The organism is Maricaulis sp. W15 (genome assembly GCF_001924955.1).
Lineage (GTDB): Bacteria > Pseudomonadota > Alphaproteobacteria > Caulobacterales > Maricaulaceae > Maricaulis > Maricaulis maris.
The window spans coordinates 1-24,358 of record NZ_LQXG01000013.1 but is presented as its reverse complement, the minus strand read 5'-3'; the positions used below and the strand labels follow the sequence as shown (position 1 = coordinate 24,358).

At 63.4% G+C, this 24,358-nt stretch carries 20 protein-coding genes and 2 pseudogenes; 8 read left to right on the top strand and 14 right to left on the bottom strand.

Going from position 1 to position 24,358, the window contains the following annotated elements; genetic code table 11:
* Positions 1-260 precede the first annotated feature (260 nt).
* The 6 genes from gyrB to AWH62_RS07955 form a co-directional block, all read right to left on the bottom strand.
* Positions 261-2,663, bottom strand: coding sequence for a DNA topoisomerase (ATP-hydrolyzing) subunit B (gyrB, locus tag AWH62_RS07980; protein WP_075189964.1), 2,403 nt, complete (start codon positions 2,661-2,663; stop codon positions 261-263).
* A 73-nt stretch (positions 2,664-2,736) separates the two neighbouring features.
* On the bottom strand, positions 2,737-3,468 hold the full coding sequence (locus tag AWH62_RS07975; RefSeq protein WP_083635078.1) for a TVP38/TMEM64 family protein: 732 nt from the start codon (positions 3,466-3,468) through the stop codon (positions 2,737-2,739).
* Positions 3,465-5,147, bottom strand: a complete 1,683-nt coding sequence (locus AWH62_RS07970) for a glycosyltransferase family 39 protein (protein WP_075189963.1) — start codon at positions 5,145-5,147, stop codon at positions 3,465-3,467. Before AWH62_RS07970 ends, AWH62_RS07975 begins: the two co-directional genes overlap by 4 nt.
* The gene (locus AWH62_RS07965) at positions 5,144-5,920 is read right to left on the bottom strand and encodes a glycosyltransferase family 2 protein (RefSeq protein WP_075189962.1); all 777 of its coding nucleotides are present in this window, start codon (positions 5,918-5,920) and stop codon (positions 5,144-5,146) included. Before AWH62_RS07965 ends, AWH62_RS07970 begins: the two co-directional genes overlap by 4 nt.
* 95 nt (positions 5,921-6,015) lie before the next feature.
* On the bottom strand, positions 6,016-6,639 hold the full coding sequence (locus AWH62_RS07960) for a LysE family translocator (RefSeq protein WP_075189961.1): 624 nt from the start codon (positions 6,637-6,639) through the stop codon (positions 6,016-6,018).
* Between the two features lie 59 nt (positions 6,640-6,698).
* Entirely contained in the window at positions 6,699-7,337 is a 639-nt protein-coding gene (locus AWH62_RS07955; protein WP_075189960.1) for a TetR/AcrR family transcriptional regulator, read from the bottom strand.
* A gap of 102 nt (positions 7,338-7,439) precedes the next feature.
* Here AWH62_RS07955 and AWH62_RS07950 point away from each other — a divergent pair, with 102 nt between their 5' ends.
* On the top strand, positions 7,440-8,201 hold the full coding sequence (locus tag AWH62_RS07950; protein ID WP_075189959.1) for a CPBP family intramembrane glutamic endopeptidase: 762 nt from the start codon (positions 7,440-7,442) through the stop codon (positions 8,199-8,201).
* Here the strand turns inward: AWH62_RS07950 and recF are convergent.
* From recF to mutM, 7 genes are all read right to left on the bottom strand, one after another.
* Positions 8,198-9,349 carry a DNA replication/repair protein RecF gene (recF, locus tag AWH62_RS07945; protein WP_075189966.1) on the bottom strand — a complete coding sequence of 384 codons (1,152 nt, stop codon included), beginning with the start codon at positions 9,347-9,349 and terminating at the stop codon, positions 8,198-8,200. The two genes, AWH62_RS07950 and recF, sit on opposite strands and share 4 nt — an antisense overlap.
* A gap of 17 nt (positions 9,350-9,366) precedes the next feature.
* The gene (gene dnaN, locus AWH62_RS07940; RefSeq protein WP_075189958.1) at positions 9,367-10,485 is read right to left on the bottom strand and encodes a DNA polymerase III subunit beta; all 1,119 of its coding nucleotides are present in this window, start codon (positions 10,483-10,485) and stop codon (positions 9,367-9,369) included.
* Between the two features lie 192 nt (positions 10,486-10,677).
* A complete protein-coding gene (gene dnaA, locus AWH62_RS07935; protein ID WP_075189957.1) occupies positions 10,678-12,123 on the bottom strand; it encodes a chromosomal replication initiator protein DnaA in 1,446 nt (481 codons plus the stop codon).
* Between the two features lie 491 nt (positions 12,124-12,614).
* Entirely contained in the window at positions 12,615-12,881 is a 267-nt protein-coding gene (gene rpsT, locus AWH62_RS07930) for a 30S ribosomal protein S20 (protein WP_075189956.1), read from the bottom strand.
* A 109-nt stretch (positions 12,882-12,990) separates the two neighbouring features.
* Positions 12,991-13,767, bottom strand: a complete 777-nt coding sequence (locus AWH62_RS07925; RefSeq protein WP_075189955.1) for an enoyl-CoA hydratase — start codon at positions 13,765-13,767, stop codon at positions 12,991-12,993.
* A gap of 120 nt (positions 13,768-13,887) precedes the next feature.
* A complete protein-coding gene (locus AWH62_RS07920) occupies positions 13,888-14,820 on the bottom strand; it encodes a TraB/GumN family protein (protein WP_075189954.1) in 933 nt (310 codons plus the stop codon).
* 101 nt (positions 14,821-14,921) lie between these two features.
* Positions 14,922-15,788, bottom strand: coding sequence for a bifunctional DNA-formamidopyrimidine glycosylase/DNA-(apurinic or apyrimidinic site) lyase (gene mutM / locus AWH62_RS07915; RefSeq protein ID WP_075189953.1), 867 nt, complete (start codon positions 15,786-15,788; stop codon positions 14,922-14,924).
* A 190-nt stretch (positions 15,789-15,978) separates the two neighbouring features.
* Here mutM and AWH62_RS07910 point away from each other — a divergent pair, with 190 nt between their 5' ends.
* From AWH62_RS07910 to AWH62_RS07880, 7 genes and pseudogenes are all read left to right on the top strand, one after another.
* Complete coding sequence (locus tag AWH62_RS07910) at positions 15,979-16,785, top strand: class I SAM-dependent methyltransferase (RefSeq protein WP_075189965.1); 807 nt, start codon at positions 15,979-15,981, stop codon at positions 16,783-16,785.
* A gap of 67 nt (positions 16,786-16,852) precedes the next feature.
* Positions 16,853-18,391: a 2-polyprenylphenol 6-hydroxylase gene (gene ubiB, locus AWH62_RS07905; protein WP_075189952.1), complete on the top strand. Its 1,539-nt coding sequence runs from the start codon at positions 16,853-16,855 to the stop codon at positions 18,389-18,391.
* 72 nt (positions 18,392-18,463) lie between these two features.
* The gene (locus AWH62_RS07900) at positions 18,464-18,985 is read left to right on the top strand and encodes a protoglobin domain-containing protein (protein ID WP_075189951.1); all 522 of its coding nucleotides are present in this window, start codon (positions 18,464-18,466) and stop codon (positions 18,983-18,985) included.
* A 287-nt stretch (positions 18,986-19,272) separates the two neighbouring features.
* Positions 19,273-20,455 (top strand): annotated as a pseudogene (gene coaBC, locus AWH62_RS17245) (bifunctional phosphopantothenoylcysteine decarboxylase/phosphopantothenate--cysteine ligase CoaBC).
* A gap of 65 nt (positions 20,456-20,520) precedes the next feature.
* Positions 20,521-20,979 (top strand): dUTP diphosphatase, encoded by a 459-nt coding sequence (gene dut, locus AWH62_RS07890; RefSeq protein ID WP_075189950.1) that lies wholly within the window; start codon positions 20,521-20,523, stop codon positions 20,977-20,979.
* Between the two features lie 74 nt (positions 20,980-21,053).
* Complete coding sequence (cysK, locus tag AWH62_RS07885; protein ID WP_075189949.1) at positions 21,054-22,004, top strand: cysteine synthase A; 951 nt, start codon at positions 21,054-21,056, stop codon at positions 22,002-22,004.
* A gap of 200 nt (positions 22,005-22,204) precedes the next feature.
* Positions 22,205-24,226 (top strand): acyltransferase family protein, encoded by a 2,022-nt coding sequence (locus AWH62_RS07880; RefSeq protein WP_075189948.1) that lies wholly within the window; start codon positions 22,205-22,207, stop codon positions 24,224-24,226.
* 15 nt (positions 24,227-24,241) lie between these two features.
* Here the strand turns inward: AWH62_RS07880 and AWH62_RS16810 are convergent.
* A pseudogene (locus AWH62_RS16810) lies at positions 24,242-24,358 on the bottom strand (IS5/IS1182 family transposase); the annotation flags it as partial.

Below are 24,358 nucleotides of genomic sequence, written 5' to 3'. Positions count from 1 at the left end.
TAAACGCTGGGTACGCGCGAAGGGGCCAAACCCGCTCACGGCTTGCCAAGGCAGCCAGGGACCTAACGGCCTCCTTCGCGCAACCATCCTACATCATCGCAAAACACAGGGACCTATCTGGCCCCGCGGCAATGGGTCCCCGATCTGCGCCCCGCCTTCGCGGGGCATGCGTCGGGGATGACAATATTGGGTGGTTGGAACGAAAAACGCCCGCCTGAAACAGGCGGGCGTTTTCAATACCGTCAGGAGCGGAGCGCGTCTTAAGCGTCCACTTCCGCTTCCAGCGCATGCTCCTGGATGAAATCTCGCCGCGGTTCCACGACATCGCCCATCAGCTTGGAGAAGAGCTCATCGGCGGTATCCGCGTGGGTGACGGAGACCTGAAGCAGCGAGCGGGCATTGGGGTCGAGCGTGGTTTCCCAGAGTTGGCCGGGATTCATCTCGCCCAGACCCTTATAGCGCTGGAATTTCATGCCCTTGGCGCCGGAGACGATGACTTCGTCGACCAGTTCGCGCGGTGAGTTGATGGTGACCGGGCCGGATTTCGGCACGAAGCTGGCCGGGCCGGAATAGTCGCCAGAGATCGCCAGGGCACGCTCATTGAGACGTTTGGCGTCCGGGCTAGCGCGCAGATTGCGATCCAGCACGACAGTTTCCATCACACCGCGGACTTCGCGTTCGAAGACCAGGCTGCCATCCTCCTCATCGAGGCGGCCAAGCCAGGTGTCCTCGCCTTCATCGGCGAAGGTATTGAGTCGGGCAGCGGCCTCACGGATCCCGTCTTCCGAGGGTTCCGGCACCAGCGCGCCGGCCAGCGCCGCCGCTTCCAGGGCAAAGCCCGGCGCCCGCGCGGTCATGCGGTCGATGGAGAGCTTGACCTGACGCGCGGCGGCGACCCGTGTGGTCAGGTCCTGACCAGTGATCACTTCGCCATTGGCGAGGGTCAGATGCGCTTCCGACGCCCCCTCCTCGATCAGGTAGGCGTCCATCTCGGCCTGGTCCTTCACATAACGTTCGGACCGACCCTTGGTGATTTTATAGAGCGGCGGCTGGGCGATGTAGAGATAGCCCTTCTCGATCAGCTCCGGCATCTGGCGATAGAAGAAGGTCAGCAAAAGCGTGCGGATATGGGCGCCGTCGACATCAGCATCGGTCATGATGATGACCTTGTGATAGCGCAGCTTTTCGTAATTGATCTGGTCGCGGCCAATGCCGGTGCCGAGCGCCGTGATCAGGGTGCCGACCTGTTCCGAGCCGAGCATCTTGTCGAAACGGGCGCGCTCCACATTGAGGATCTTGCCGCGCAGCGGCAGCACGGCCTGGTTTTCCCGGTGGCGCCCCTGCTTGGCAGAGCCGCCGGCTGAGTCACCCTCGACGATGAAAAGCTCGGACTTGGCCGGATCCTTCTCCTGGCAGTCCGCCAGCTTGCCGGGCAAGGACGAGATTTCCAGCGCCGACTTGCGGCGGGTCAGCTCGCGCGCCTTGCGGGCGGCTTCGCGGGCGGCGGCGGCCTCGATGATCTTGCCGACCACCATTTTCGCTTCGGTCGGATGCTCCTCGAACCATTCCGCCAGCGCCTCGCCGACCGCGCCCTCAACGGCGGGACGGACTTCCGACGAGACCAGCTTGTCCTTGGTCTGGGAGGAGAATTTCGGGTCCGGCACTTTCACCGACAACACGCAGGTGAGGCCTTCGCGGGCATCATCGCCGGAGATCGAGACCTTGGCCTTCGAGGCCAGGCCGGACGAGGCCGCATAGGTGTTGATGATGCGGGTCAGCGCGCCGCGGAAACCGGCCAGATGGGTGCCGCCATCGCGCTGCGGGATGTTATTGGTGAAGCAGAGGACATTCTCGTGATAGCTGTCATTCCACTCCAGCGCCGCTTCCACCGCGACGCCATCCTTCTCACCGGTGATCAGGACCGGCGGGGTAAAGATCGGCGTCTTGTTGCGATCGAGGTGGGCGACGAAGGCCGCCACACCGCCATCATAGACCATCGTGTCGGAATAAAGCTCGGCCTCGCGCTCATCGCGCAGGGTGATCTTGACGCCGGAATTCAGGAAGGCGAGCTCGCGCAGGCGGTGCTGCAACGTTTCGCGATTGAACTCGGTCATGGTGAAGGTTTCTTCGGACGGCATGAAGCGCACTTCCGTGCCCTTCTGGCCAGGTTCGGCATCGCCCATCACCTTGAGATCTTCCTCGGCATCGCCGCGACGGAAACGCATCCAGTGTTTCTTGCCATTGCGCCAGATGGTCAGGTCCATCCAGTCCGACAGGGCATTGACCACCGAAACGCCGACGCCGTGCAGACCGCCGGAGACCTTGTAGGAATTCTGGTCGAACTTACCGCCGGCGTGCAGCTGGGTCATGATGACCTGGGCCGCCGAAACGCCTTCTTCCTTGTGGATATCGGTCGGAATGCCGCGACCATCATCGCGCACCGAGGCCGACCCATCGGCATGCAGCGTCACCAGGACTTCCGAACAATGGCCGGCAAGGGCTTCATCGATCGCGTTATCGACGACCTCATAGACCATGTGATGAAGGCCGGATCCGTCATCGGTATCACCGATATACATGCCCGGGCGTTTGCGCACGGCGTCGAGGCCCTTGAGGACCTTGATCGACTCTGCGCCGTATTCCTGATTCGCTTGTTCCGTCATGGTTTTGTTGTACAGGTTTCGCGCGTCTGTGACCACTCGCGCGCACACGCGTACGCACGCGCGCACGCGTGAGTCACGGGGCGGGCTTTTCGACCGGAAGCGGGCCCGGTCGTGCGGTTGCACGACGCTTCAGCCAGCGTCGCCCGATCACCGCAATCAGGACCAGAAGCAGCACCGCTCCGCCGACCGCGATCCAGGCCCGGATGCCGCCGCCCTCAAGCCCCTGGATCGCGGCATGACTGGCGAAGGCGATGAGCGCCATCTTCGGGACACTGCCCAGCGCCGTGCCGGCAATGAAGGCGCGAAACCGCATCGGCGTGCAGCCGGCGGCGATGTTGATGACGATCGAGGGCAGGGTCGGCACCAGGCGGATCACCGCGCTGGCCCAGAAACCGTGCCGGGCCAGCTCGTCCATGACGATCGCCACGTCCGGCCCGGCATTGCGCGCCAGCCAGCCCGCCCCGGCCCGGCGTCCGATCAGGAAGCCGAGCGCGCAGGCCGCCACCTTGCCGGTCCAGCTGTAGACAAAGCCGGCCCAGGGGCCAAAGGCCGCCACCAGGGCTGCGATCAGCACCGCCTGCGGCGCCCCCAGCGTGATCAGGACCAGGAAGGCAAGAATGGCCAGCGGCGGCGCCCAGGGTTCGCGGCCGATCACCGCCAGCCCGTCCAGGGCCTGCCGGGTCACATCCTGGGGCAGGAACAGGGCGGCAAATCCACCAAGCGAGAACAGGACAACCAGGCCAAGCGCCATGACCGCCTTGCCGGGATGGCGGCGCAGCGTCGAAACCAGTTCGGCGCTGATCACGGCTGACCGTCCGCGGCGTCCGTCGCATGCATTGCCGCCCGGTAGAGGGTCAGGCTCATCGCGTCGCCATTGGAATAATTCTGGCCCTCGATCAGCGCCACGGCATCGAGGTTCAGCGCCAGCGCGGCGGCACGGGCCAGGAACGCGTCGGCCTCGCTGGCATCGATCAGAGCGAGAGAACACTCGGTCTCGGTGGCGAACTGGACGGCCGCATCGGCCGGGTCGGCGGCCAGAAGCGTGTCATAAGGACCGTGGCGATAGACCAGGCTGGGCTCGCGGAAGGCCGACGTGATCAGCCGCGTGGTTTCGCAGCCGCCATGCGCGTCCACAGCGGCCACGATGCGCGGCGTCAGCCACAGCGTGTCGAGACGCGGCAGCGTGGCGCCGTAAACCGTCGTCACCGCCAACCCGCCAGCGACCAGACCCGCCACCAGCGCCATTGGCCGGCGCCCGATAACATGCAGCAGCAAGGCCGCCGCCGCGGCCAGGAAAATGACAACACCGGCCAGCACCAGCAAGGGCGACAAATGGCCCTCGGCCCAGTGCAGGCCTGCCGGCCCGAGCGCCGCGACCAGACCGCTGGCGGCCAGCCAGAGTGCGGCATACACGCCCGCACCGATCTTCACCCAGAGCGGCGCCTTGGCCTCGCCCGGCATGAAAATCGCCGCCACGGCGAGACAGGCCATCGCCGGATAAACCGGCATCACATAATGCGGCAGCTTGGTCGCGATCAGCTCATAGACGATCCAGGCCGGCACGATCCAGGCGATGAGGTAACGCGTCGCGGCATTGCGGCGATTGGCCCAGGCCCAGTATCCGGCGAATACAAAAAACAAGGACCCTGGCCAGAAGGTCAGCGAGAACAGGCCGAGATAATAGCCCGGCGGACCGGCATGCGATTGCTGGCTCTCGCCGACCTTGCCCATCAGGCTGTCGCCGATCGCCTCGGCATAAAAACCGCCCTCCGAGACGATTCCGATAGCGACATACCAGGGCAGGGCGATGGCCAGGAAAAGCGGCACGCCCCACAGCGGTTTCAGGGCGCCGAGCCAGGCGAACTTGCGGTCCCAGATCACCAGGGCGAGCAGGGCCAGCAGCACGAAGATCAGGATGATCGGCCCCTTGATCATCATCCCCGCCCCCAATGCCGACCAGAACAGGGCCGGACGCCACCAATGGCCTTGCGGCTTGAGATAGATCTGCATCAGGGCGAGGTGAGAGGCCGTTATGGTCGCCAGCAGCATGGCGTCGGTCTTGGCGATGCGTGCTTCGAAGCCGACGGCGAAACAGGTCGCCACCAGCAAGGCCGCGCCGAACCCGGCCAAGCGTCCGTACAGGCCCGCCGCGATCCAGCCGGTCATCAGGACCGCTGCCAGAATGCCCAGGAAGGACGGAATGCGATGGGCCCAGATGGCGCGGTCATCGGCGGTGCCGGTCAGCGCGACCGAAATTGATTGCAGCCAGTAGATCCCGGCCGGCTGGAGATAGCGCTGTTCGTCCTGGAAGCGGATGTCGATGAAATCACCGCTCGCCAGCATCTGGCTGGTGGCGACCGCATAGCGCGACTCATCACGATCAACCGGCGGAATGGAGGAAGTGCCCGGCAGCAGGACCAGAGCCGACAGGGCGATCAGGACCAGCCAGTCCTTCCAGCCCAGGCGACGGGTCGCATCAGTCACGACTGGCGCTCTTCAATCCGGCCGGGCGCCTTGGTCCGCCGGACCAGCCAGATCACACCCATCGTGTCGAAAATACCAACGAAGGCGCGGCCGATATTGGTGTATTTCGACTGCCCGGCATGGCGGGCACGATGCTTGACCGGATGATTGATCAGCGGATGGCCATAGCGCTGGAAGAGAGCCGGCAGGAAACGGTGCATGCCTTCAAAACAGGGCAGCAACAGGAAGCTGTCGCGATGGAAGACCTTCACGCCACAGCCCGTATCCGGACAGTGATCGCCCAGCACCGTGGCGCGGAAACCATTGGCGATCCGGGTCGCGACCAGGCGCGAGACCGGGTCATTGCGGCGAACCCGCGTGCCGGCCACCAGTGGCAGATCGCTATCGTCCGCCCAGGCTTTTTCCAACATGTCCGGCAGGTCGGCTGGATCATTCTGGCCATCACCGTCAAGCGTAGCGATCCAGGGCGCGCGGGCCGCCAATACGCCGGAGCGGACGGCCTGGGACTTGCCGCAACGCCTGTCATGGCGGACCAGGCGCACACGCTCGTCCTGATCGGCGATCGCCTGCAATATGTCGGGTGTCGCATCGCTGGACCCGTCATCGACAAAGACGATCTCGAACGCACCGGCGCGATCCATCTCGCGCAGGACTTCCTCGCACACGGCCGCAACATTCTCGGCCTCGTCGAGCACCGCAATCACGACAGAGGCGCGCAAATCCGTTGCGGCCCGCGCCGGCCGGCGGAAGTTGATGGTGGAAATGTCGCTCATGAAACAGCCCTGCTGATACGCGCCGGAGTGTGTGCCGCTTTGGCGCCGGTTTCAAATGCCAATGCACGCGCGCGCGGAACGCTTCGGGCCCGGTACTAGCGCAAAACCAGAAGCAGGGCGATGCCGGTCATGACACAGCCGGTGATGATGTCTGCGCCGCGCCGCACCTGCGGCGTCGACAACCAGTTTCGGGCACGGTGCGCCAAGCCGATATAGAAGCCCGCCGTCGGCACGGCCATCGCCAGCATGATCAAAAGCATCACCACATAGCTTACCGGCGTGATCGCCTCGATCGGGATGAAGGCCGGCACCAGGGTCAGGTAAAAGACAATCGGCTTGGGGTTGGACAGCGGCATGGCGACGCCGGCGAGGAAGGTCGTCGCCCAACCGCTTTTTGACCCGACCCTGAAGACCGGCTTGGGTCGCGCGCCGGTCCAGGCGCTCCAGAAGGCTTTGAAGGCCATCCAGCCGAGATAGGTCGCCCCGACAATTTTCGCGACAAGCCAGAAGGCGGTCAGCTGTGTGGCGATGGCTGACAGGCCGGTAACCGCCAGGGTGAACCAGAAAATATCACCCAACATGATGCCGGCGCCATACATGGCGGCATGCCAGGGACCGGTATCCAGCGTCCGGGCAATCATCGCTGCAATGCCCGGTCCGGGCGTGATGAACAACACCAGCAAGGCGCCGGCAAACAGGAACAGGGTCTGGACGGTCATCACGCCTCGCACACACTGGGTTGCCGTCGCTATAGCGTGTAAACACCTGCCGCGTCGCGTCAGTCTGCAGTGACGAGATAGCCGTAGAGCGTGTCAGCGATGGCCGCGACGAAGCGCTCATCGCTCAGCGTCAGAACCACCGCCGCCCCTTCCTCGGGATAGAGGGCCCGTTCGATCGGCAGCGTGTTCATCAGATAGGTGAACATCTGGGCCGCCTCGTCAGGATCACGTCGCTTCACCTCATCCCCGAACAGGGCGATCAGCTGGTGCGCCGACTGGCGGGCCTGGTCGAGCAATTCCTCCCAGTCATCGCCGATCAGGTCCGGGCGGAGGCGGGCATGGAGATGGGCGGCCCGGACCAGATAGCCGTGACGGACCAGGAATTGCCAGCCGACCGCGCAAGCCGCGTGCAGCGCCTGCCGCAACCCGGCGGCTGGATCGACCTCGACGCGCCCGTCGCCCGCCATGAAGGCATCCAGGCGAGCACGGTAAAGCTCGAAGATCACCGGGATGAAGGCATCCTTGTTCTCAAAGCGCCGATAGACCGCCCCGACCGACAGGCCGGCAGTCTCCGCCAATTCGGCTATCGTAATGTCGGCAAAGGGTTTTTCCCGCAGGCATGCATCAAGAGCCGCGACCAGCCGGTCACGGGTCTGACGCGATCTTTCCTGCCGGGCCGGCTTGGTGCCTTGACTCACATCGACTCCATCTCTAAATGTGAATGCGAATTCTCATTCTCGTTATCGACATTGATCGCATGCGACCCTTGGCAGGGTCAATCCACACAGAAAGGGCATCCCATGCAACCCCTGCTCGACCAACCCGCATTGCTCGCCGGACTGGCGGCCATCACCGTGATGCTCGGTTTCATTGTCTATCGCGATCTGCGCGATCGCCGGCTCGGTGCCGACGCGCCCAACACGCCGGTCCAGCGCCAATACCGCAATACGTCAATCACGCTCTGGCTGATGTGCGCGATCAGCCTCGCCTGCTGGATCGCCGCCGGGCTGCCGCTGTCCGGGATCGGCCTTCAGGCGACGACCGGTTGGACCGGATGGTTGGCCTGGGGCCTGGTTGCCGCAGCCATCGGTTACGGGCTGTATGCCCTGCTTGGCACGGCACTCAGTCGCGAAGCCCGCATCAAGCTGCGTCGGGATTTTGACGCGGCCGACGGGTTCGACCTGATCCGTCCGCGCACGACGGGCGATCATGTCGGCTTTCAGTATCTGTCGCTGACCGCCGGGATCACCGAAGAGGTCATCTTTCGCGGCTTCCTGATCGCCACGCTGGCGCTGGTCATGCCGGTCTGGGCAGCCGCGCTCGCTTCGATGGCGGTCTTCATTTTGGCGCATGCCTATCAGGGACCATCCGGCATGCTCCGCATCACCCCGATCACGCTGTTCATGACGGCCGTCGTGCTGATCGGCGGGTCGCTGTGGCCGGCAATGATCATTCACATCCTCGCCGACGCGCTGGCCGGCGCGCTGGTGGCACTGGTCGATGCGCATGAGGACGCCGATGCCTGCGTCCCGGCCGGTGAAGCAGAGGCGCTCCCGGTCTAGGCCGGGCACACCTTGCCACCGCGGACCTCGTAATACTGGATGGCCGGACCGAACGGATCGAACAGGACCCGCTCGACACCGGTCAACCAGGCCTGCGAGCCGGATGCAAGGATTTCGGCGGCCAAGCCCTCGCGCCGGGTTGCGTCGAGATGGGCACAAGCCTCATCGAGCAATAACAGGGGCGCGACGCCCCATTGCTGCCCCAGCGCCCGGGCCTGGGCGAGGGCCAGGGTGAGGATGAGGGCTTTTTGCTCACCGGTTGAACAATCACCCGCCGGCTGATCCTTGCCGCGATGACGCGCCAGCAGTTCGGTGCGGTGCGGACCGCGCGTCAGGGTCCGTCCCGCCGCACCATCACGGCGACGCCCGTCCCGCAGGGCGAGCAGAAATCGATCTTCCGCCTCGGCCGCCGTCATGCCGTCAGCCAGATCCGCCTCAACGGCGCCGTCGAGCGCCAGGTCGGCTTGCGGAAACACGCCCTCCGGACGCCGGTCGATCTCGCCCTGAAGGCGGATCAGCGCATCCAGCCGGGCCGCCGCCATGGCGACGCCATGTCCGGCCATCTCGACCTCGATCGCGCCCAGCCAGGCGGGGTCCTGGCCACCCTCGTCAAGCAGGCGTTGGCGACGCACCCGGCTCTTTTCATAGGCCCCGGCCGCATCGCCATGCGCCGGATCGGCGGCGTGGACCAGACGGTCGAAGAATTTCAGCCGGTCCGCGCGTGGCCCGGCAAACAGGCGGTCCTGGGCCGGGGTCAGCCAGATCATCGGCAGCAGGCGGGCCAGCGCGTTCTGGGCCGCAGGCTCGCCATCGATCCGGGTCTCGCGCCGCGCCGTGCCGCGCGCGCCGACACCCAGCCGGTAACCACCCTCAAGCGTGTCAGCTTCGGCAAAGACGGCCCATTCCGGCGCCACCACACCGTCCTGTTTGAGCGCGACCCCGTCAGCCCCGGCCGAACGCAGACCACGACCAGGCGCCAGGAAGGACAGGGCCTCGAGCAGATTGGTCTTGCCGGCCCCGTTTTCGCCGAACAGCGCCACCGGCGCGGCATCGAGATCGAGGTCGAGATCGGCATAGCTGCGAAAATTGGTCAGCCGCAAACGACGAACCGCCGCAGGCGGAACCGGCGGCGGCGTCTCAGTCTTCACGGTGACAGCGTCGTCCGTCACACCCGCAACGGCATCAGCACATAAAGCGCATCCGGATCACCACTGTCGGTGACCAGGGCCGGCGAGGCGGCATCGGCGAAATGGAAACGCGCTTCATCGCCTTCGATCTGCGAGGCAACATCCAGCATGTAGCGAGCATTGAAGCCGATCGCGAAACCCTCATCGGAATAGGACACGGCGAGTTCTTCCTCGGCCTGGCCGCTTTCCGGATTATTGACCGCGAGGGTCAGCGCATCGGCACCGAGCGAGAGTTTCACAGAGCGCGACTTCTCGACCGAGATCGTCGCGACACGGTCCACCGCTTCGGCGAAGCGCTTGTTCTCGACCGACATCAGGCGGGTATTGCCGCGCGGAATGACCCGCTCATAGTCCGGAAAGGCGCCATCGATCAGCTTGGAGGTCAGCACAGCCTTGCCGAGACGGAAACGGATCTTGCCCTCGGAGACCGACACCTCGACCTCGTCATCGGCATCCTCGAGCAGGCGCTTGACCTCCTGCACGGTTTTGCGCGGTACAATCACGCCCGGCATGCCGGCCGCACCGTCCGGCAAATCAACCTCGGCAAGGGCGAGGCGGACACCATCCGTGGCCACGGCGCGCAATGTCTGGCGCCCATCCTGCTCGGCGGCGTGCAAATGAATGCCGTTGAGATAATAACGCGTCTCTTCGGTCGAGATCGCAAACCGCGTCTTGTCGATCAGGCGGGCCAGCTCACGCGCGGGGACCTTGAAACGATGCTCCAGGTCCTCGGTCGGCATGACCGGGAAATCACCGGGCGGCAACGAGGGCAGCGAGAAGCTGGAACGACCGGCCTTCAGCGTCAGGCGCGGATCGCCACTCGTCATTTCCAGCGTCACATCTGCGCCGTCAGGGAGTTTGCGGGTGATGTCGTAGAGTGTGTGGGCCGGCGCCGTGACCAGGCCTTCGCCATCGCAGCTGGCATCCGTGGTCTCGAGGATCTCGATATCCAGATCCGTGGCCGCAAAGCTGGCCCCGTCAGGACCGGCCGAGATCAGCACATTCGACAGGATCGGGATGGTGTTGCGCTTTTCGACTACCGCCTGAACATGGCCCAGCGCCTTGAGGAGCGTCGCGCGCTCGATCGTCAGCTTCATATCTCGCGTTCCGCTTTCAACGTCTTCTGCGTCAGCTTCCTGAATCTACGTCGAAGATCTTTGTCTGTCGTGACGGCACAAGGCGTGATCCGCCCGTGCCTTCGGGATGGGTCAGAGAGGATACATGAATTCGCGCAATCGCAAGAGGTTTATCCAGCGTTAACGCGAATTTCCGGGCCGGGGCGGCCCGTCTCAGCCCTGTAGCTCCCGGGTCAACGCATCGATCTCGTCGCCGACCGGGTCACCGGCATCAATCATCTGGCTCACTTTCGACACCGCATGGATCACCGTCGAATGGTCGCGGCCACCGAAGCGGCGCCCGATATCCGGCAGCGATCGCGTCGTCAGCGTCTTGGCCAGATACATCGCGATATGGCGCGGACGGACGACCGACTGGGTCCGGCGCTTGGAGCAGATGTCGGCCGGCGTGATACCGAAATGGGTCGCCACGACTTTCTGGATCTCATCGACCGTCAGGCGACGCTCCGAGCTGAGCGACAATTCGCGCAGCGCCGTCGACACGACCTCCATCGTGACCGGTTGTCCGATCAGGGCCGTGCGGCAGATGACATTGTTGAGAACGCCTTCCATCTCGCGCGGGCTGGAGGTGATGCGGGCGGCCAGGAAGTCACGGACAGCCTCGGACACGTCAAACGTCGGGTAGTGACAGGTGGCCTGCGCGATCTTGCAATCGAGAATCTGGCGACGCAGGTCGAGATCGGGCTTGCCCAACGGGCAGGACAGACCGCCGGTGAGCAGGGAACGCAAACGCTCATCCTGCATCTGCAGCTCGGCCGGCGGCTTGTGCGAAGCCAGGACGACCTGCTTGTTCTCGGCCACCAAGGCGGCGATCGTGTGCAGGAACTCATCCTCGGTCTTGGGCTTGCCGGCGATGAAATGCACATCGTCGATCAGCAGGACATCGACGCCACGCACCGTTTCCTTGAAAGAGATCGTGTCGCGGGCGCGCATCGCAGTGACAAAGCCCGAGAGAAATTCCTCAGCCGTCAGATAGAGCGCCTTGCGCGGCCGGGAATTGTTTTGAACCGCCGTCGCAACAGCATGCAGGAGATGGGTCTTGCCGACACCATAATCGCCATAGAAGAAAACCGGGTTGAAGGGCGGCGTCGCTGCACCGACCATGGTCCGTGCAGCGGCAGCGGCGACTTCATTGGCCGGACCGACGCGGAAACTGTCGAAGCTGAAGCGGGCATCGATCAGGGCCGTGTCACCGGAACCGGCGGGCGCGGCTGTCGCAACGGCCCGCACGGGCGCCGCCGACTGTCCGGACACGGACGAGCGCGACGCGACCATTGGTTGCGGCTGATCCTCGCCTTCGGAGCGCAGGAGAATTTCGCGATGCGTGCTATCGAGTTCAGCCCAAAGTGCGCGAATTCGGGCACCCCAATGATCTTCAACCCAATCCCGGTTGAAACTGCTCGGCGCGATGATGATAAGCGCGCCGGTCTCGGTCAGACGGACCCGCAAACGCGCGATCTCCTGCGAATACAGGGCAGGTCCACACTCTTCACGCAAATGGGCGCGCACCCGGCGCCAGATCGCAGAAATCCCGCCTGCGTCCACCCCGTCAAGGGTGGCGGTTTTTGCCTCGGAAACAGCCAATTTGTTCAATGCCATCGTGGGTCACACTTTTGTTTTTCTCTCGCATTTGCGAAAGCTATGTGTTTGTAATTTTGGCAAAATCCCCCCGCTCGCAGCACTACACCCAGTCGTGCCGCTACCGGAAATTTTTCCGCATGGGAATAGTCGCCCTCAGGAGCCCAAAGGTTACTCCGAGGCCCGTTTCGGTCAAAATGATTCAGCTTCCAAAATCCGAGATTCTTCGCTTGACACGGGAAATCCGTGATCGGATCGAAGCTTGGGCTATATGACGGAATTGCGACAATGCAATTGGTCCTTTTTACTTACCTGACGTTACCCGAATTTGGGTCCCGGAACGACTCTTCCGCCGTTTGGCAACCCCTCCGTACCCAGAGTAATTCACAAAGCGCAGCGATGCCGCGACTGCGAGAAAAAGGACACTCCGCCTACGCACGCGCACAAAGAAATACGCCCGAGGCGTGTGCCCCGGGCGTATCATTCATTCCGCATTGCCGATGTTTGTCGGATCAGGCCGACATCGACTTCACGCGGGCCGACAGGCGGGAGACTTTCCGCGAACCGGTATTCTTGTGGTAGATGCCCTTGCCGACAGCACGCATCAGCTCGGACTCAGCCTCGACCAGTGCGGTCTTGGCGGCAGCCTGGTCGCCAGCGGTGATCGCCATCTCGACCTTTTTGACAAAGGTCCGGACACGCGAACGACGCGCCTTGTTGACGGCCGTCCGGCGAGCGATCTTGCGGACCATTTTCTTGGCCGAGTTGGTGTTGGCCATGGATGTAAACCTCTTCATGCGGCCGGGACGATGTTCCCGGCGAAATCCGTGAGCGGCGGCGTATAGGCCCTTGCGGGCGGGGCGTCAACCGCCCTTTGTCTCTTGCCGCCTAGCGATGCTTGAAATGAGCAGCCCGTTTTTCGGCGAAGGCAGCCATGCCTTCTTTCTGATCTTCCAGCGCGAATTGCGACATGAACACCCGGCGCTCGAAACGAACCCCTTCGGTCAGGCCGATCTCGAAGGAGCGATTGACCGCCTCCTTCGTCATCATGGCAACCGGCAATGACTTGGAAGCAATGGCTTCAGCCGCTTCCATCACCACGTCCATGAAATCATCTGCCGGCACGACGCGGGAGACCAGACCGGCCCGCTCCGCCTCTTCGGCATCCATCATCCGGCCGGTCAGGCACATGTCCATGGCCTTGGCCTTGCCGACGGCGCGCGGCAGCCGCTGCGTGCCACCGGACCCTGGCATGACGCCGAGATTGATCTCGGGCTGACCGAATTTCGCCGTCGCGGAGGCGATGATGAAATCGCACATCATCGCGATCTCGCAGCCGCCACCGAGCGCATAACCTGAAACGGCCGCAATGATCGGCTTGCGGAAACGGGCCACAGCCTCCCAAGTCTCCGCGAACGGATCCTTGTTGTAGAGGCCGACCATGTCGCGCGACTGCAATTCCTTGATATCGGCGCCGGCGGCGAAGGCTTTCTTCGACCCGGTCAACACGACACAACCGATATCATCATCGGCCTCGCAGGCAGCCAGCGCCGCGGCCAGTTCCGTGGTCAGCTCGTCGCACAGCGCATTGAGCGCCTCGGGGCGGTTGAGCGTGATCACACCCACTCGGCCCTCGGTTTTGTACTGGATCGTCTTGTAGCCCATTTCGGCGCTCCATCTGACGGCGCGGATGTCCCGCACGGGTAAAGCCGCGCCGCTATAACGCAGAGCGAAGCCAGCGTCGATACCGGGTGACCCGTTCGAGTCACCCGGCCCGGTCGGACCCTATTGGCGCGAGACTTCGAAACCCGCTTCGCGCAGGAGCTGAATGACGCCGTGCTCGCCCGGCAGATGCGCGGCACCGACGGCGATGAAGACAGTCCCTTCGCCATCCATGATCTCAGCGATCTGGGGGATCCAGTTCTCGTTCCGGCCAACGATCATGACCTGGTAGGCCTCCGGCGCCTCGTCACGCATCGATGTATTGATCTCGCGATCAAGCACGTCCATGTCGCCCATGGCCCAAGCGGTTACCAGGAGTTCCAGCATTTGCGGCAATTCCGCGAGGTCTTCCAGACCTTGCTCGAAGGCCTGGGCCTGGACATCGTCCGGCATGCCGGCGAGGAAGCCGATCTGCTCGGCCGGGGTTTCAAAATAGCCCATTTGTGTAGACGTGCCCTGAACCTGCGCCAACAGCCGGGTCTCGGCGCCGGAATTGGGGTCCAGCCCCAGCGCCTGCATCTGCCCCACCGCCAGCATGACCTGGGCGAGCCAGGGCCGCATGGGTTCCAGCATGGCCGGCGCGAAGCCGATCGTCGGCGCCAACTCGGCAAGTGCCGCATTGGCGGACTCGGACAATTGCGAGGACAGGGTCACGCCCTGCGGATTGAGGCCGTGCTGCATCACCAATTGCTGCAGCAGGGCCTGGCTCTCGGCCGAGTGCACATCGGCTTCAAGATAAAGCGTATCAGCGCTGGCCAGCAGGTCGCGGATCTCCGGCGTCAACCACTCCAGGCTTGGCGGCAGAATGTGGAACGTGCCGAACACATAAACATCGGAATCCGCATCGGAGAGGTGCCAGATCGCCGGATCAGCCTCGATCTGCGAATAATCAGCCTGTTGGGCCTGGGCGGCCGGCGCAAGCAGGGCACCGCCAGCCAGGAGGGCTGCGGACAGGGTTGCGGACGCCAGCTGGCGAATGCGGGAAGTCGGAAGCATGGAAGGCCTCTTGGCTGTGAAAGACTGCATGGATTCATCTTAGCGGCGGCAGGTGGCGGACATAGCGGGAAATCCGGCAGCACGGTCCCGCTGGCAATCACTCAGCGCTGACAGGTGCTGCAGAACCAAGTCGAACGACCAGCCTGCACAATACGTTGCACGGCGCCAGCGCAGCCGGTCGTGGGACAGGGCGCATCAAGCCGGTCATAGACACGAAACCGGTGCTGGAAATAGCCCAGCGCACCGTCGGTCGCCGCGAAATCCTTGAGCGATGAGCCGCCGGCGTCTATCGCTTCGACAATGACCGCCCGCACCGCCACCGCCAGCCGCTCGGCGCGGATCCCGGCAATGCTGGCGGCCTGTCGCCGTGGACTGATGCCGGACCGGTGCAGGGCTTCACAGACATAGATATTGCCCAGACCGGCCACGATCGACTGGTCAAGCAGGGCGGTCTTGATGGGGGTGCGCCGGCCGGCCAGTGCTGCCGCCAGATAGGGACCGGAAAACTGATTGCCGTGCGGCTCCGGACCGAGCGCACCCAAGACCTTGTGCGTCGCCTCGGCCTCGGTTGCGAACAGGTCCATATAGCCGAACCGCCTCGGGTCATTATAGCGCACGGTGACACCGCCGTCGGCCTCGATCACGACATGATCATGCCGAGGGTCGGCGGGCGCCGCGTGGACGAAATCGCCCGGTTGCGCCGCCCCATCCCCCGCCGCCTCGATCGAGAACCGTCCCGACATGCCCAGATGGCCGATCAGCGTCTCGCCGCTGTCGAGGCGCAACAGGAGATATTTGGCACGCCGGTCGATGCGCTCGACCCGGCTTCCGGTCAATCGCTCGGCAAAACGCTCCGGGAAGGGGAAGCGCAGATTGGGCCGATTGAGTGTGACCGCCCGAATGCGGCGCCCCTCAAGAGCGGGTATCAGGCCCTTCCGGACCGTTTCGACTTCAGGCAATTCAGGCATTGTTTGTGTGAATTATCTTTGCGGTCACGCGGCTGCCCCGCCCTTTGCGGGAATGATGGCACCAAGCCTACACGTTTGACCACAGGCATGCCGACCTGTCAGCCAAAATGGGGTACGGCCCGCTCCATGCGACACTAAGGACCGCCCTCGCGGCTTTGCCGCCGGGCGGTCGGTGGCTATGTTGCCGGGCATGAGCTCGACCCAAGACAAGCACGCCGCAACCCGGCCCGCCGACGAAACCGTGTCCTTCGGCTTCACTGATGTGGCCCGCGAGGAAAAAGCCTCGCTGGTGCGCGGCGTGTTTGATCGTTCGGCGCGGCGCTATGACCTGATGAATGACCTGATGTCGCTGGGCATCCACCGGGTCTGGAAAGACATGGTGATGACGCGCGCCAACCCGCAGCCGGGCGAACTGCACATTGATGTCGCCGGCGGCACCGGCGATCTGGCCCGCAGCTTCCTGGCCAAGGCCGACGCTGTCGCGGAACGCCGGGGCAGTGATCGCAAGGCAAAAGCCATCGTGCTCGACATCAACGAACAAATGCTGCGTGTCGGCGTGAAGCGCGGGCTGAAACCGCATGAGGACGGCCGCATCGACTGGGTGACCGGCAATGCCGAATGCCTGCCCCTGCCGGATCGCACCGCGCATTGCGTGACCATTTCGACCGGTATCCGCAATGTCACCGACCGCACGTCAGCGCTGAAGGAAATGCGCCGCGTGCTCAAGCCGGGCGGGCGCTTCCTCTGTCTTGAATTCACCCGTCCGACCAGCCGGGCCTGGGAGAAGATCTATGACGCCTGGTCCTTCAACGTCATGCCGGAGCTCGGCCATTACGTCGCCAAGGATCGCGACAGCTATCAATACCTGGTCGAGTCAATCCGGCGCTTCCCCAACCAGGATGATTTCGCCGACGAATTGCGCACGGCCGGCTTCCGCAATGTCAGCTACACCAATTTCTCCGGCGGCATTGCCGCCCTGCATGTCGGCTGGGCCTGAGGCGGAGATGCAGGCGCGACCACATGGCGCGCTCGCCAACCCCTCCCTCGCGCACTAGACACAACTGATGTTCGCCACACTCACCTCCCTTGCCCGCCTGATGCGCGCCGGCCTGACCCTGGCCCGGCATGACGCCATCCTGCCGGCGGAATACCAGTCGCTCTACCCGGCGCCGGCGCGCTGGCTGGGCGCGACCCTGCGCATCTTCCGCCGCCGTGACCTGGCCGAGAACCCCGGTGAACGCCTGGCCCGGGCGCTCGAGAAGCTGGGTCCGTCCTATGTGAAATTCGGCCAGATCCTGGCGACCCGCGGCGACGTGATCGGCGAGCGCTTTGCCCGCGGCCTGTCGCGCCTGCAGGATCGCATGCCGGCCTTTGGCGATGCCGAGGCGCGCGCGGTCGTCGCCGCCGACCTCGGACAACCCGTCGACACGCTGTTCAGTGAATTCGGCCCGCCGGTCGCAGCCGCCTCGATTGCCCAGGTCCACAAGGCCGTGACGCCGGATGGCGCCGTCGTCGCCGTCAAGATATTGCGGCCGGACATCGAGCGCCGGATCGCGCGCGACATCCGCACGCTCAGCCTCGGCGCCGCCCTCGCCGAGCGTTTCGCCCCGGCCAGCCGCCGCCTCGAGCCGCGCAAATTCGTCGAGACCGTGTCGCGCTCACTGACGGTCGAGACCGATCTGCGCCTGGAAGCGGCCGCTGCCTCTGAACTCGGCGAAGCCGCAGCGGTGGCCGATGGCTATCACATCCCGACGGTCGACTGGACCCGGTCGACGCGCCGCGTCCTGACCACGCAATGGATTGACGGCATTCCGCTCTCCGACATGGACGCAATCGAGGCAAGCGGCATCGACCGGCCGGCCCTGGCGACCCGGCTGACCCGCGCCTTCCTGTCGACGGCCCTCGATCGCGGCGTCTTTCACGCCGACATGCACGGCGGCAATCTGTTTGCCCGGACTGACGACACGGTCTGGGCCGTGGATTTCGGCATCATGGGCCGGATCGGCCGTGCCGAGCGTCGTTTCCTGGCGCTCATCCTGCACGGCTTCCTGACCCGCGACTACATGGCCGCCGCGCGCGCCCATTTCGCCGCCGGCTATGTCCCGGCCCGGCATTCAGTCGAGGATTTCGCCAGCGCCCTGCGCGCGGTCGGCGAACCGATTTTCGGCAAGACCGCCGACCAGGTGCCGATGTCGCGCGTGCTGCTGCAATTGTTCGAAATCACAGACCTGTTCGACATGCGGCTGCGCCCGGAACTCGTGATGCTGCAAAAGACCATGGTCCAGTGCGAGGGCGTGTCACGGCAACTCGATGCCCAGCACGACATGTGGGGCGCAGCGGCGCCCATCGTCGAAGCCTGGATGAAGCGGGAACTGGGCCCGGAGGGTCGCATCCGCGATCTCGGCGAAGACCTGACCCGTCTGCACGACGCCCTGCGCAAACTGCCGGATGCGGTTGATGACTGGGCCGAGGTTGGCGCCCAGCTGAAAGCCGGCAAACTGTCACTGGGGGGCGGCCCGAAACTGCGCCCCTGGTTCCTGCGCCTGGCCTGGCTGGCGGGCGCGGCCGCCCTTGGCGCGGCGACGATGCTGGCATTTAGCTAAAATCTCGGCGCGATTTACACAAAATCGAAAGAAACGCATGCATTTATTCCCTGCATGGCAAGGGATTTCATTATGAATGACGAGGCACGCAGCCTGCAGCGCGAGTTTTTTCGCATCGACGAAGATGTGATTGACCGGGTGCAGCATCTGAAATCGCGCCTGATGAAGTATGCGGATGAGGCGCTTGAAACGGTCTTCGATCACCTGGTCGGCAATCCGGATGTCGCCCACTATTTCGAGATCACCGACAACATCACCTATCTGCGCGCCGGCATGCTGGCCCATTGCGACGAGCTGTTTTCGGCCCGGTTCGACGAGCACTACTACGAGTCCACCGAAGGCATGGGCGCACGTCACGCCAAGCTGGAATTCCCGGCCCACGTCTACACGGCGGCCTATTCCAACATGTTCGCGCGCATCGTCGAACTCGCCATGGCCGACCGCCGCAGCTTCAAGACCGACGACATCACGGCACTGTCGCGGATCACCCATTATGATGTCGAACTGTCGATGGGCGCCTTCTACCAGCACATAATGGAAAAGCGCGCCGCGCTGTCTTCCGACGCCCAGAAAATCCGCCATCTGGTCGATTGAGTTTCCCCCCGCTTGGTAGGTCCAGGCCGCGACCGTCAGACCGAGTGGGAGACCCGCGCGGTCTCCGGTCAGGCTCGGAGTGATCTGAGCGCCGCGCGCAGGGCTGTCCATAAATCGCTTGTCAGCCAGCAGGCCGTCTCCGCTTCTTCAGCTCAAGGGTGAAACCGCGAAGTGGCGCGGGGGCGTGTGTCCCCTTTTCTCCGACTGAACTGACCCTCGCCCCCTGAAACCCTTGGGAAATCCCCGCTGACGGTTTACCTGTACGGGACCATCAGCGGAGACGTCACGTGGCCGACAAGTCCATACTCCTGATCATTGGCGGCGGGATCGCGGCCTACAAGGCGCTGGAGCTGATCCGGACGCTGAAAAAGCGCGGCATTGCCAGTCGCTGCATCCTGACCCGCGCCGGCAGCGAATTCGTGACACCGCTCTCGGTCTCCGCCCTGTCCGGTGACAAGGTCTATGGCGAGCTGTTCAACCTCACCGACGAAGCCGAGATGGGCCATATCGAGCTGTCTCGTTCGGCTGGTCTTGTCGTGGTCGCGCCGGCCACCGCCGACTTGATGGCCAAGGCCGCAACCGGCCTGGCCAATGATCTCGCCTCGACGACCCTGCTGGCCACCGACAAGCCGGTGCTGATGGCGCCAGCGATGAATGTGCGCATGTGGGAGCATCCGGCGACCCAGCGCAATCTGGCGACGCTCAAGGGCGATGGCGTGCATTTCGTCGGACCGGATGAGGGCGACATGGCCTGCGGCGAGTTCGGACCGGGCCGCCTGGCCGAACCGGATGCGATTGCCGATGCCGTCGTGAGCCTCTTGAATGCCTGACACGCTGAAGGGTCGCCACGTCCTGGTTACCGCCGGACCGACGCGTGAACCGATCGACCCGGTCCGCTTCATCTCCAACCATTCCTCGGGCAAGCAGGGCTATGCCATCGCGGCGGCCTGCGCCGCGCTGGGTGCTCGCGTGACACTGGTCGCCGGACCGACCGCGCTGGGCGACCCTGACGGTGTCGAGACCGTCCATATTGAAACCGCGCGCGACATGCTGGCCGCCGTCGAACAGGCCCTGCCCGCTGATGTCTTTATCGCCGTCGCCGCCGTCGCCGACTGGCGCCCGGCGCAGCCGTCTGACAGGAAGCTCAAGCTCGACAAGGCCAGCTTCTCCAGCCTGCCGCTGGTCGAGAATCCGGACATTCTCAAGACCATCTCACAAATGGGCGACGGCCGCCCCGGCCTGGTGATCGGTTTCGCCGCCGAGACCCATGATGTCGAAGCGCTTGCCATCGCCAAGCGCCAGCGCAAGGGCTGCGACTGGATCGTCGCCAATGACGTCTCCGGCGATGTGATGGGCGGAGCCGAGAATGCCGTCCTGCTGGTCACCGAGGCTGGCAGCGAAGCCTGGGAGCGGGCGGAAAAGTCGAAGATCGCCGAGCTGCTGGCCGCGCGGATCGTCTCGGCGCTCTAGCCTCTGGCCAAATCAGGCGGGCTTGGCTTTGATGCGTCCCAACACTTGCCAGCCAGGATGCCGCCATGTCGACCGTGCCCGTGAAGATCAAACCGCTCGATCATTATGAGGGCCTGGCGCTGCCGGCCTACGAAACGCCGCAATCAGCCGGCATGGATTTGCGCGCAGCCGTCCCGGCCAACGAACCCGTCTCCATCCCGCCTGGCGAATGGCGGCTGATCCCTGTCGGGATCGCCATCGCCCTGCCGGCCGGGTATGAGGCGCAAGTCCGGCCGCGCTCGGGCCTTGCGGCCAAGCACGGGATTTCCTGTGTGAACACGCCGGGCACGGTGGATGCTGATTATCGCGGCGAGATCCGGGTCAATCTGATCAATCACGGCCAGGCCAATTTCGTCGTCAATCGCGGCGACCGCATCGCCCAGATGATCATCGCTCCGGTCACCCAAGCCGTCTGGGAGGTCGCCGACACGCTGGACGAGACGACACGCGGGACCGGCGGTTTCGGCTCGACCGGCACGAAATAGCCGGTTCGACTGACACATTCGTCACTGGCACTTGGCCGCCGCCTCCCTACATTGGCCGCAAACGGAGATTTGACATGACCGACACCCCCGGCCGCGGCCGCATCTATGCCTCCATTGCTGACACGGTCGGCAATACGCCGCTGGTCGAGCTGAAAAAGCTCGCCGACGCGCATGGTGCCACGGCCCGCATCCTGGCCAAGCTGGAATTCTTCAACCCGCTCGCCTCGGTGAAAGACCGGATCGGTGTGGCGATGATCGATGCGCTGGAAGCGGCCGGAAAGCTGGGCGAGGGCGCCGTGATGGTCGAGCCGACCTCGGGCAATACCGGCATCGGCCTGGCTTTCGTCGCCGCCGCGCGCGGCCACCGCCTGATCCTGACCATGCCGGAGAGCATGTCGATCGAGCGCCGCAAACTCCTCAAGCATCTGGGCGCCGAGCTGGTCCTGACCGAAGCCGCCAAGGGCATGAAAGGCGCCATCGCAAAGGCCCAGGAAATCATCGACGAAACGCCGGGCGCGGTGATGCCGAGCCAGTTCGCCAATCCCGCCAACCCGGACATCCACCGCAAGACCACGGCGCTGGAAATCTGGAATGATACGGCCGGCGAGGCCGATGTGCTGATCTCCGGCGTCGGCACGGGCGGCACGCTGACCGGTGTTGCCTCGGTGCTGAAAGAGAAAAAGCCCGGCTTCCACGTCGTCGCCGTCGAGCCGACCGACAGCCCCATCCTGTCTGGCGGCGTACCCGGCCCGCACAAGATCCAGGGCATTGGCGCCGGTTTCGTGCCGGACATTCTCGACACCGGCCTGATCGATGAAGTGGTCACCGTGTCGAACGACGATGCCTTTGCCATGGCGCGCGAAGTGGCCAAGCTGGAAGGCGTGCCGGGCGGGATATCCTCAGGCGCAGCGCTGAAGGCTGCCCTCGAGGTCGCCAAACGGGATGAGATGGCGGGCAAGACGATCGTGGTGATCCTGGCCAGCTTTGCGGAGCGCTATCTGTCGACGGCGCTGTTTGAGGTGTAAACCGTCGACCAAACGGAGCGAATAAGTAGACCAGACCAAGACGTATGGGTTTGGGCTAGATCTGGCCTGCGTTGACCGCAGCGCCCTGAGCGCAGGAACGGCTTATCCAGTCTAGAATGAGTTATTGAACGCGGTGATCAAGCCGCTTATGTTCGTGCGAAATTTTTTGGAACATCTTTATTCTTAAGGCTAATTCCCTAATGTCGAGCACGAAATCCCACTACATCGCGCCTCTGGACGGGTTACGTGCCATCGCGGTGGTCGGCGTGCTCGTTTTTCACCTCAATCACATTGCGTTGCCGGGCGGTTTTGTCGGCGTCGATGTGTTTTTTGTCATCTCTGGGTATATTATTTCCCGGATCATATTTGAATCTTCCGAAAAGAACCGGTTTTCATTTTTTGAATTTTACACTCGCCGCCTAGCAAGGCTCTTTCCGGCGCTTGCGGTTGTGATTTCTATTTCTTTACTGGCGTCAATGTTTATCGTCGGAAGCAGCCGCTTGATGGATTTTTCTCAAACGGGTCTATACGCGATCATATCCGCGTCGAATATATTCTTCTGGCTGAACTCCGGTTATTTCGAAGACACCTCGCAAACCAATATTTTTCTGCATACGTGGTCGCTGGGCGTCGAAGAACAGTTCTACCTGTTTTGGCCGATATTGTTGAGCGCGTTGTTTAGCCTGAGCGACCGGTCGCGCGTCATAGTTTTTGCAGCCATCTTTGTTGTGGGTGCGATCTCATCCTGGATCGTTCTGCAAAATAACCCCTCGGCAATGTTCTACCTTGCTCCTACTCGGGCCTTTCAGTTTGCGCTCGGAGCTGGGGTTGCGGCGTTTCACAGGCTGCCCAACTGGCAAACTTGGTCCGCCAAGCCCGTGTTCGGCTCGGCGCTCACCGTTTCGGGGCTTGTCGGTATTGGCATCGCCTTTTTTCTTGCCGATGGCCAGCAATACAATTTCGCTGTCGCTGCGCTGCTTCCGACGATCGGCACATTTGCGATCCTGCTTGCAGTTCAAAGCAAGCTCTCCGTGAGAATTCTCGGAAATGCGCCAATGACCTATGTCGGCATGCGCGCCTACTCGCTCTACCTGGTGCATTGGCCGATCATTGTTCTCACCCGGCTATTATACGGCGCCGAGTTCTCACCCACTCAGTACATTGTTCTTTTAGCCGCGATCTTCATCTCGGCAGAATTTCTGCACCGATTCATTGAAACACCCCTTCGCTTTCAGGCCACAGAACCCGGCGAACAGAAAGCTCGCAAGGCAGCCGTGGTGGCAGGACTATGTATTGCGAGTTTAGTTGGCGCGGCGCACCTCTGGGCCCTGAATGGCCGGAATCATCCCGTCGCGGCTGAAGATGCGGTGGATGCTGAAGAAAATTTTGCCGCGACAACGGCAGCCGCAACTGCGATGCAGGCGGAAAGCTCGTCGGAATCCCAGCATCTGCAAGCCTTGCTTGAGCGCCACGGATCGGTCCCGCGGCGGATCAGCCAGCTCTGGGCTCAGTGGTCGCGGTACGACGAGGCGCTCGGCCGCTGCCAAATTTCCGGTCGGGCACCGATAGACGAACTTGATTGGTCTGCTTGTCTGCCGGAGACAGCACCACCCGCAATCGTCGTTGTCGGCGACAGTGTTGGACGGGAAGCTTACGCCGCGACCCGCTCGATCATACCGGATGTCGCTGTTGGAATGGCCAGCCAAGCCGGTTGCGTGCCGATATATCCGACACCTCCATCGTATGAGCCACGTGGATGCCGGGAGTTTAATCAACGAAGGTTTGAAGCGTTGTCGAACCCGGCAGTGTCGACCGTTGTACTGACTGGGAATTGGGATAATAGCGATTTCGATGAGATCTCCTCGACTGCCCAATACCTGCTGGACCAGGGTAAATCGGTGGTTATTGTTGGGCCGCGACCGGCGTTCAGTGAAAATACGGTGACTTTGCTGGAGAGCCCACGGGGTGCCGAGCTGGCTCATGAACTGAACGACTACTTGAATTATGACTTTTTCGAATTGGAGTCAGACCTGATGAATTGGGCTGCCGCCCCCGACCGCGAGGGCGTTACAGTTTGGGCGATTTCCGATGTGATTTGTCCCGGTGGCCGCTGTAGCGCCTTTTCAAGTGAAGGCGAGCTCGTCTACCTGGACCAGGTCCATTTAACGCTTGACACTGCGCGCAGAATGGCGACCTCGCAGCACGCTCCTCGCATGGAGTAGAGGCCGCGGGCTGGTCTAGGTCGTGGGCTCATAAGTTCTGATCCAGAGACGCGCTGAGGCGAGAGCGACGCCAGCGAGGAAGTTTCTGGCGAGCTTGTCGAAGCGGGTGGCGCATCGTCTGAAGTGCTTGAG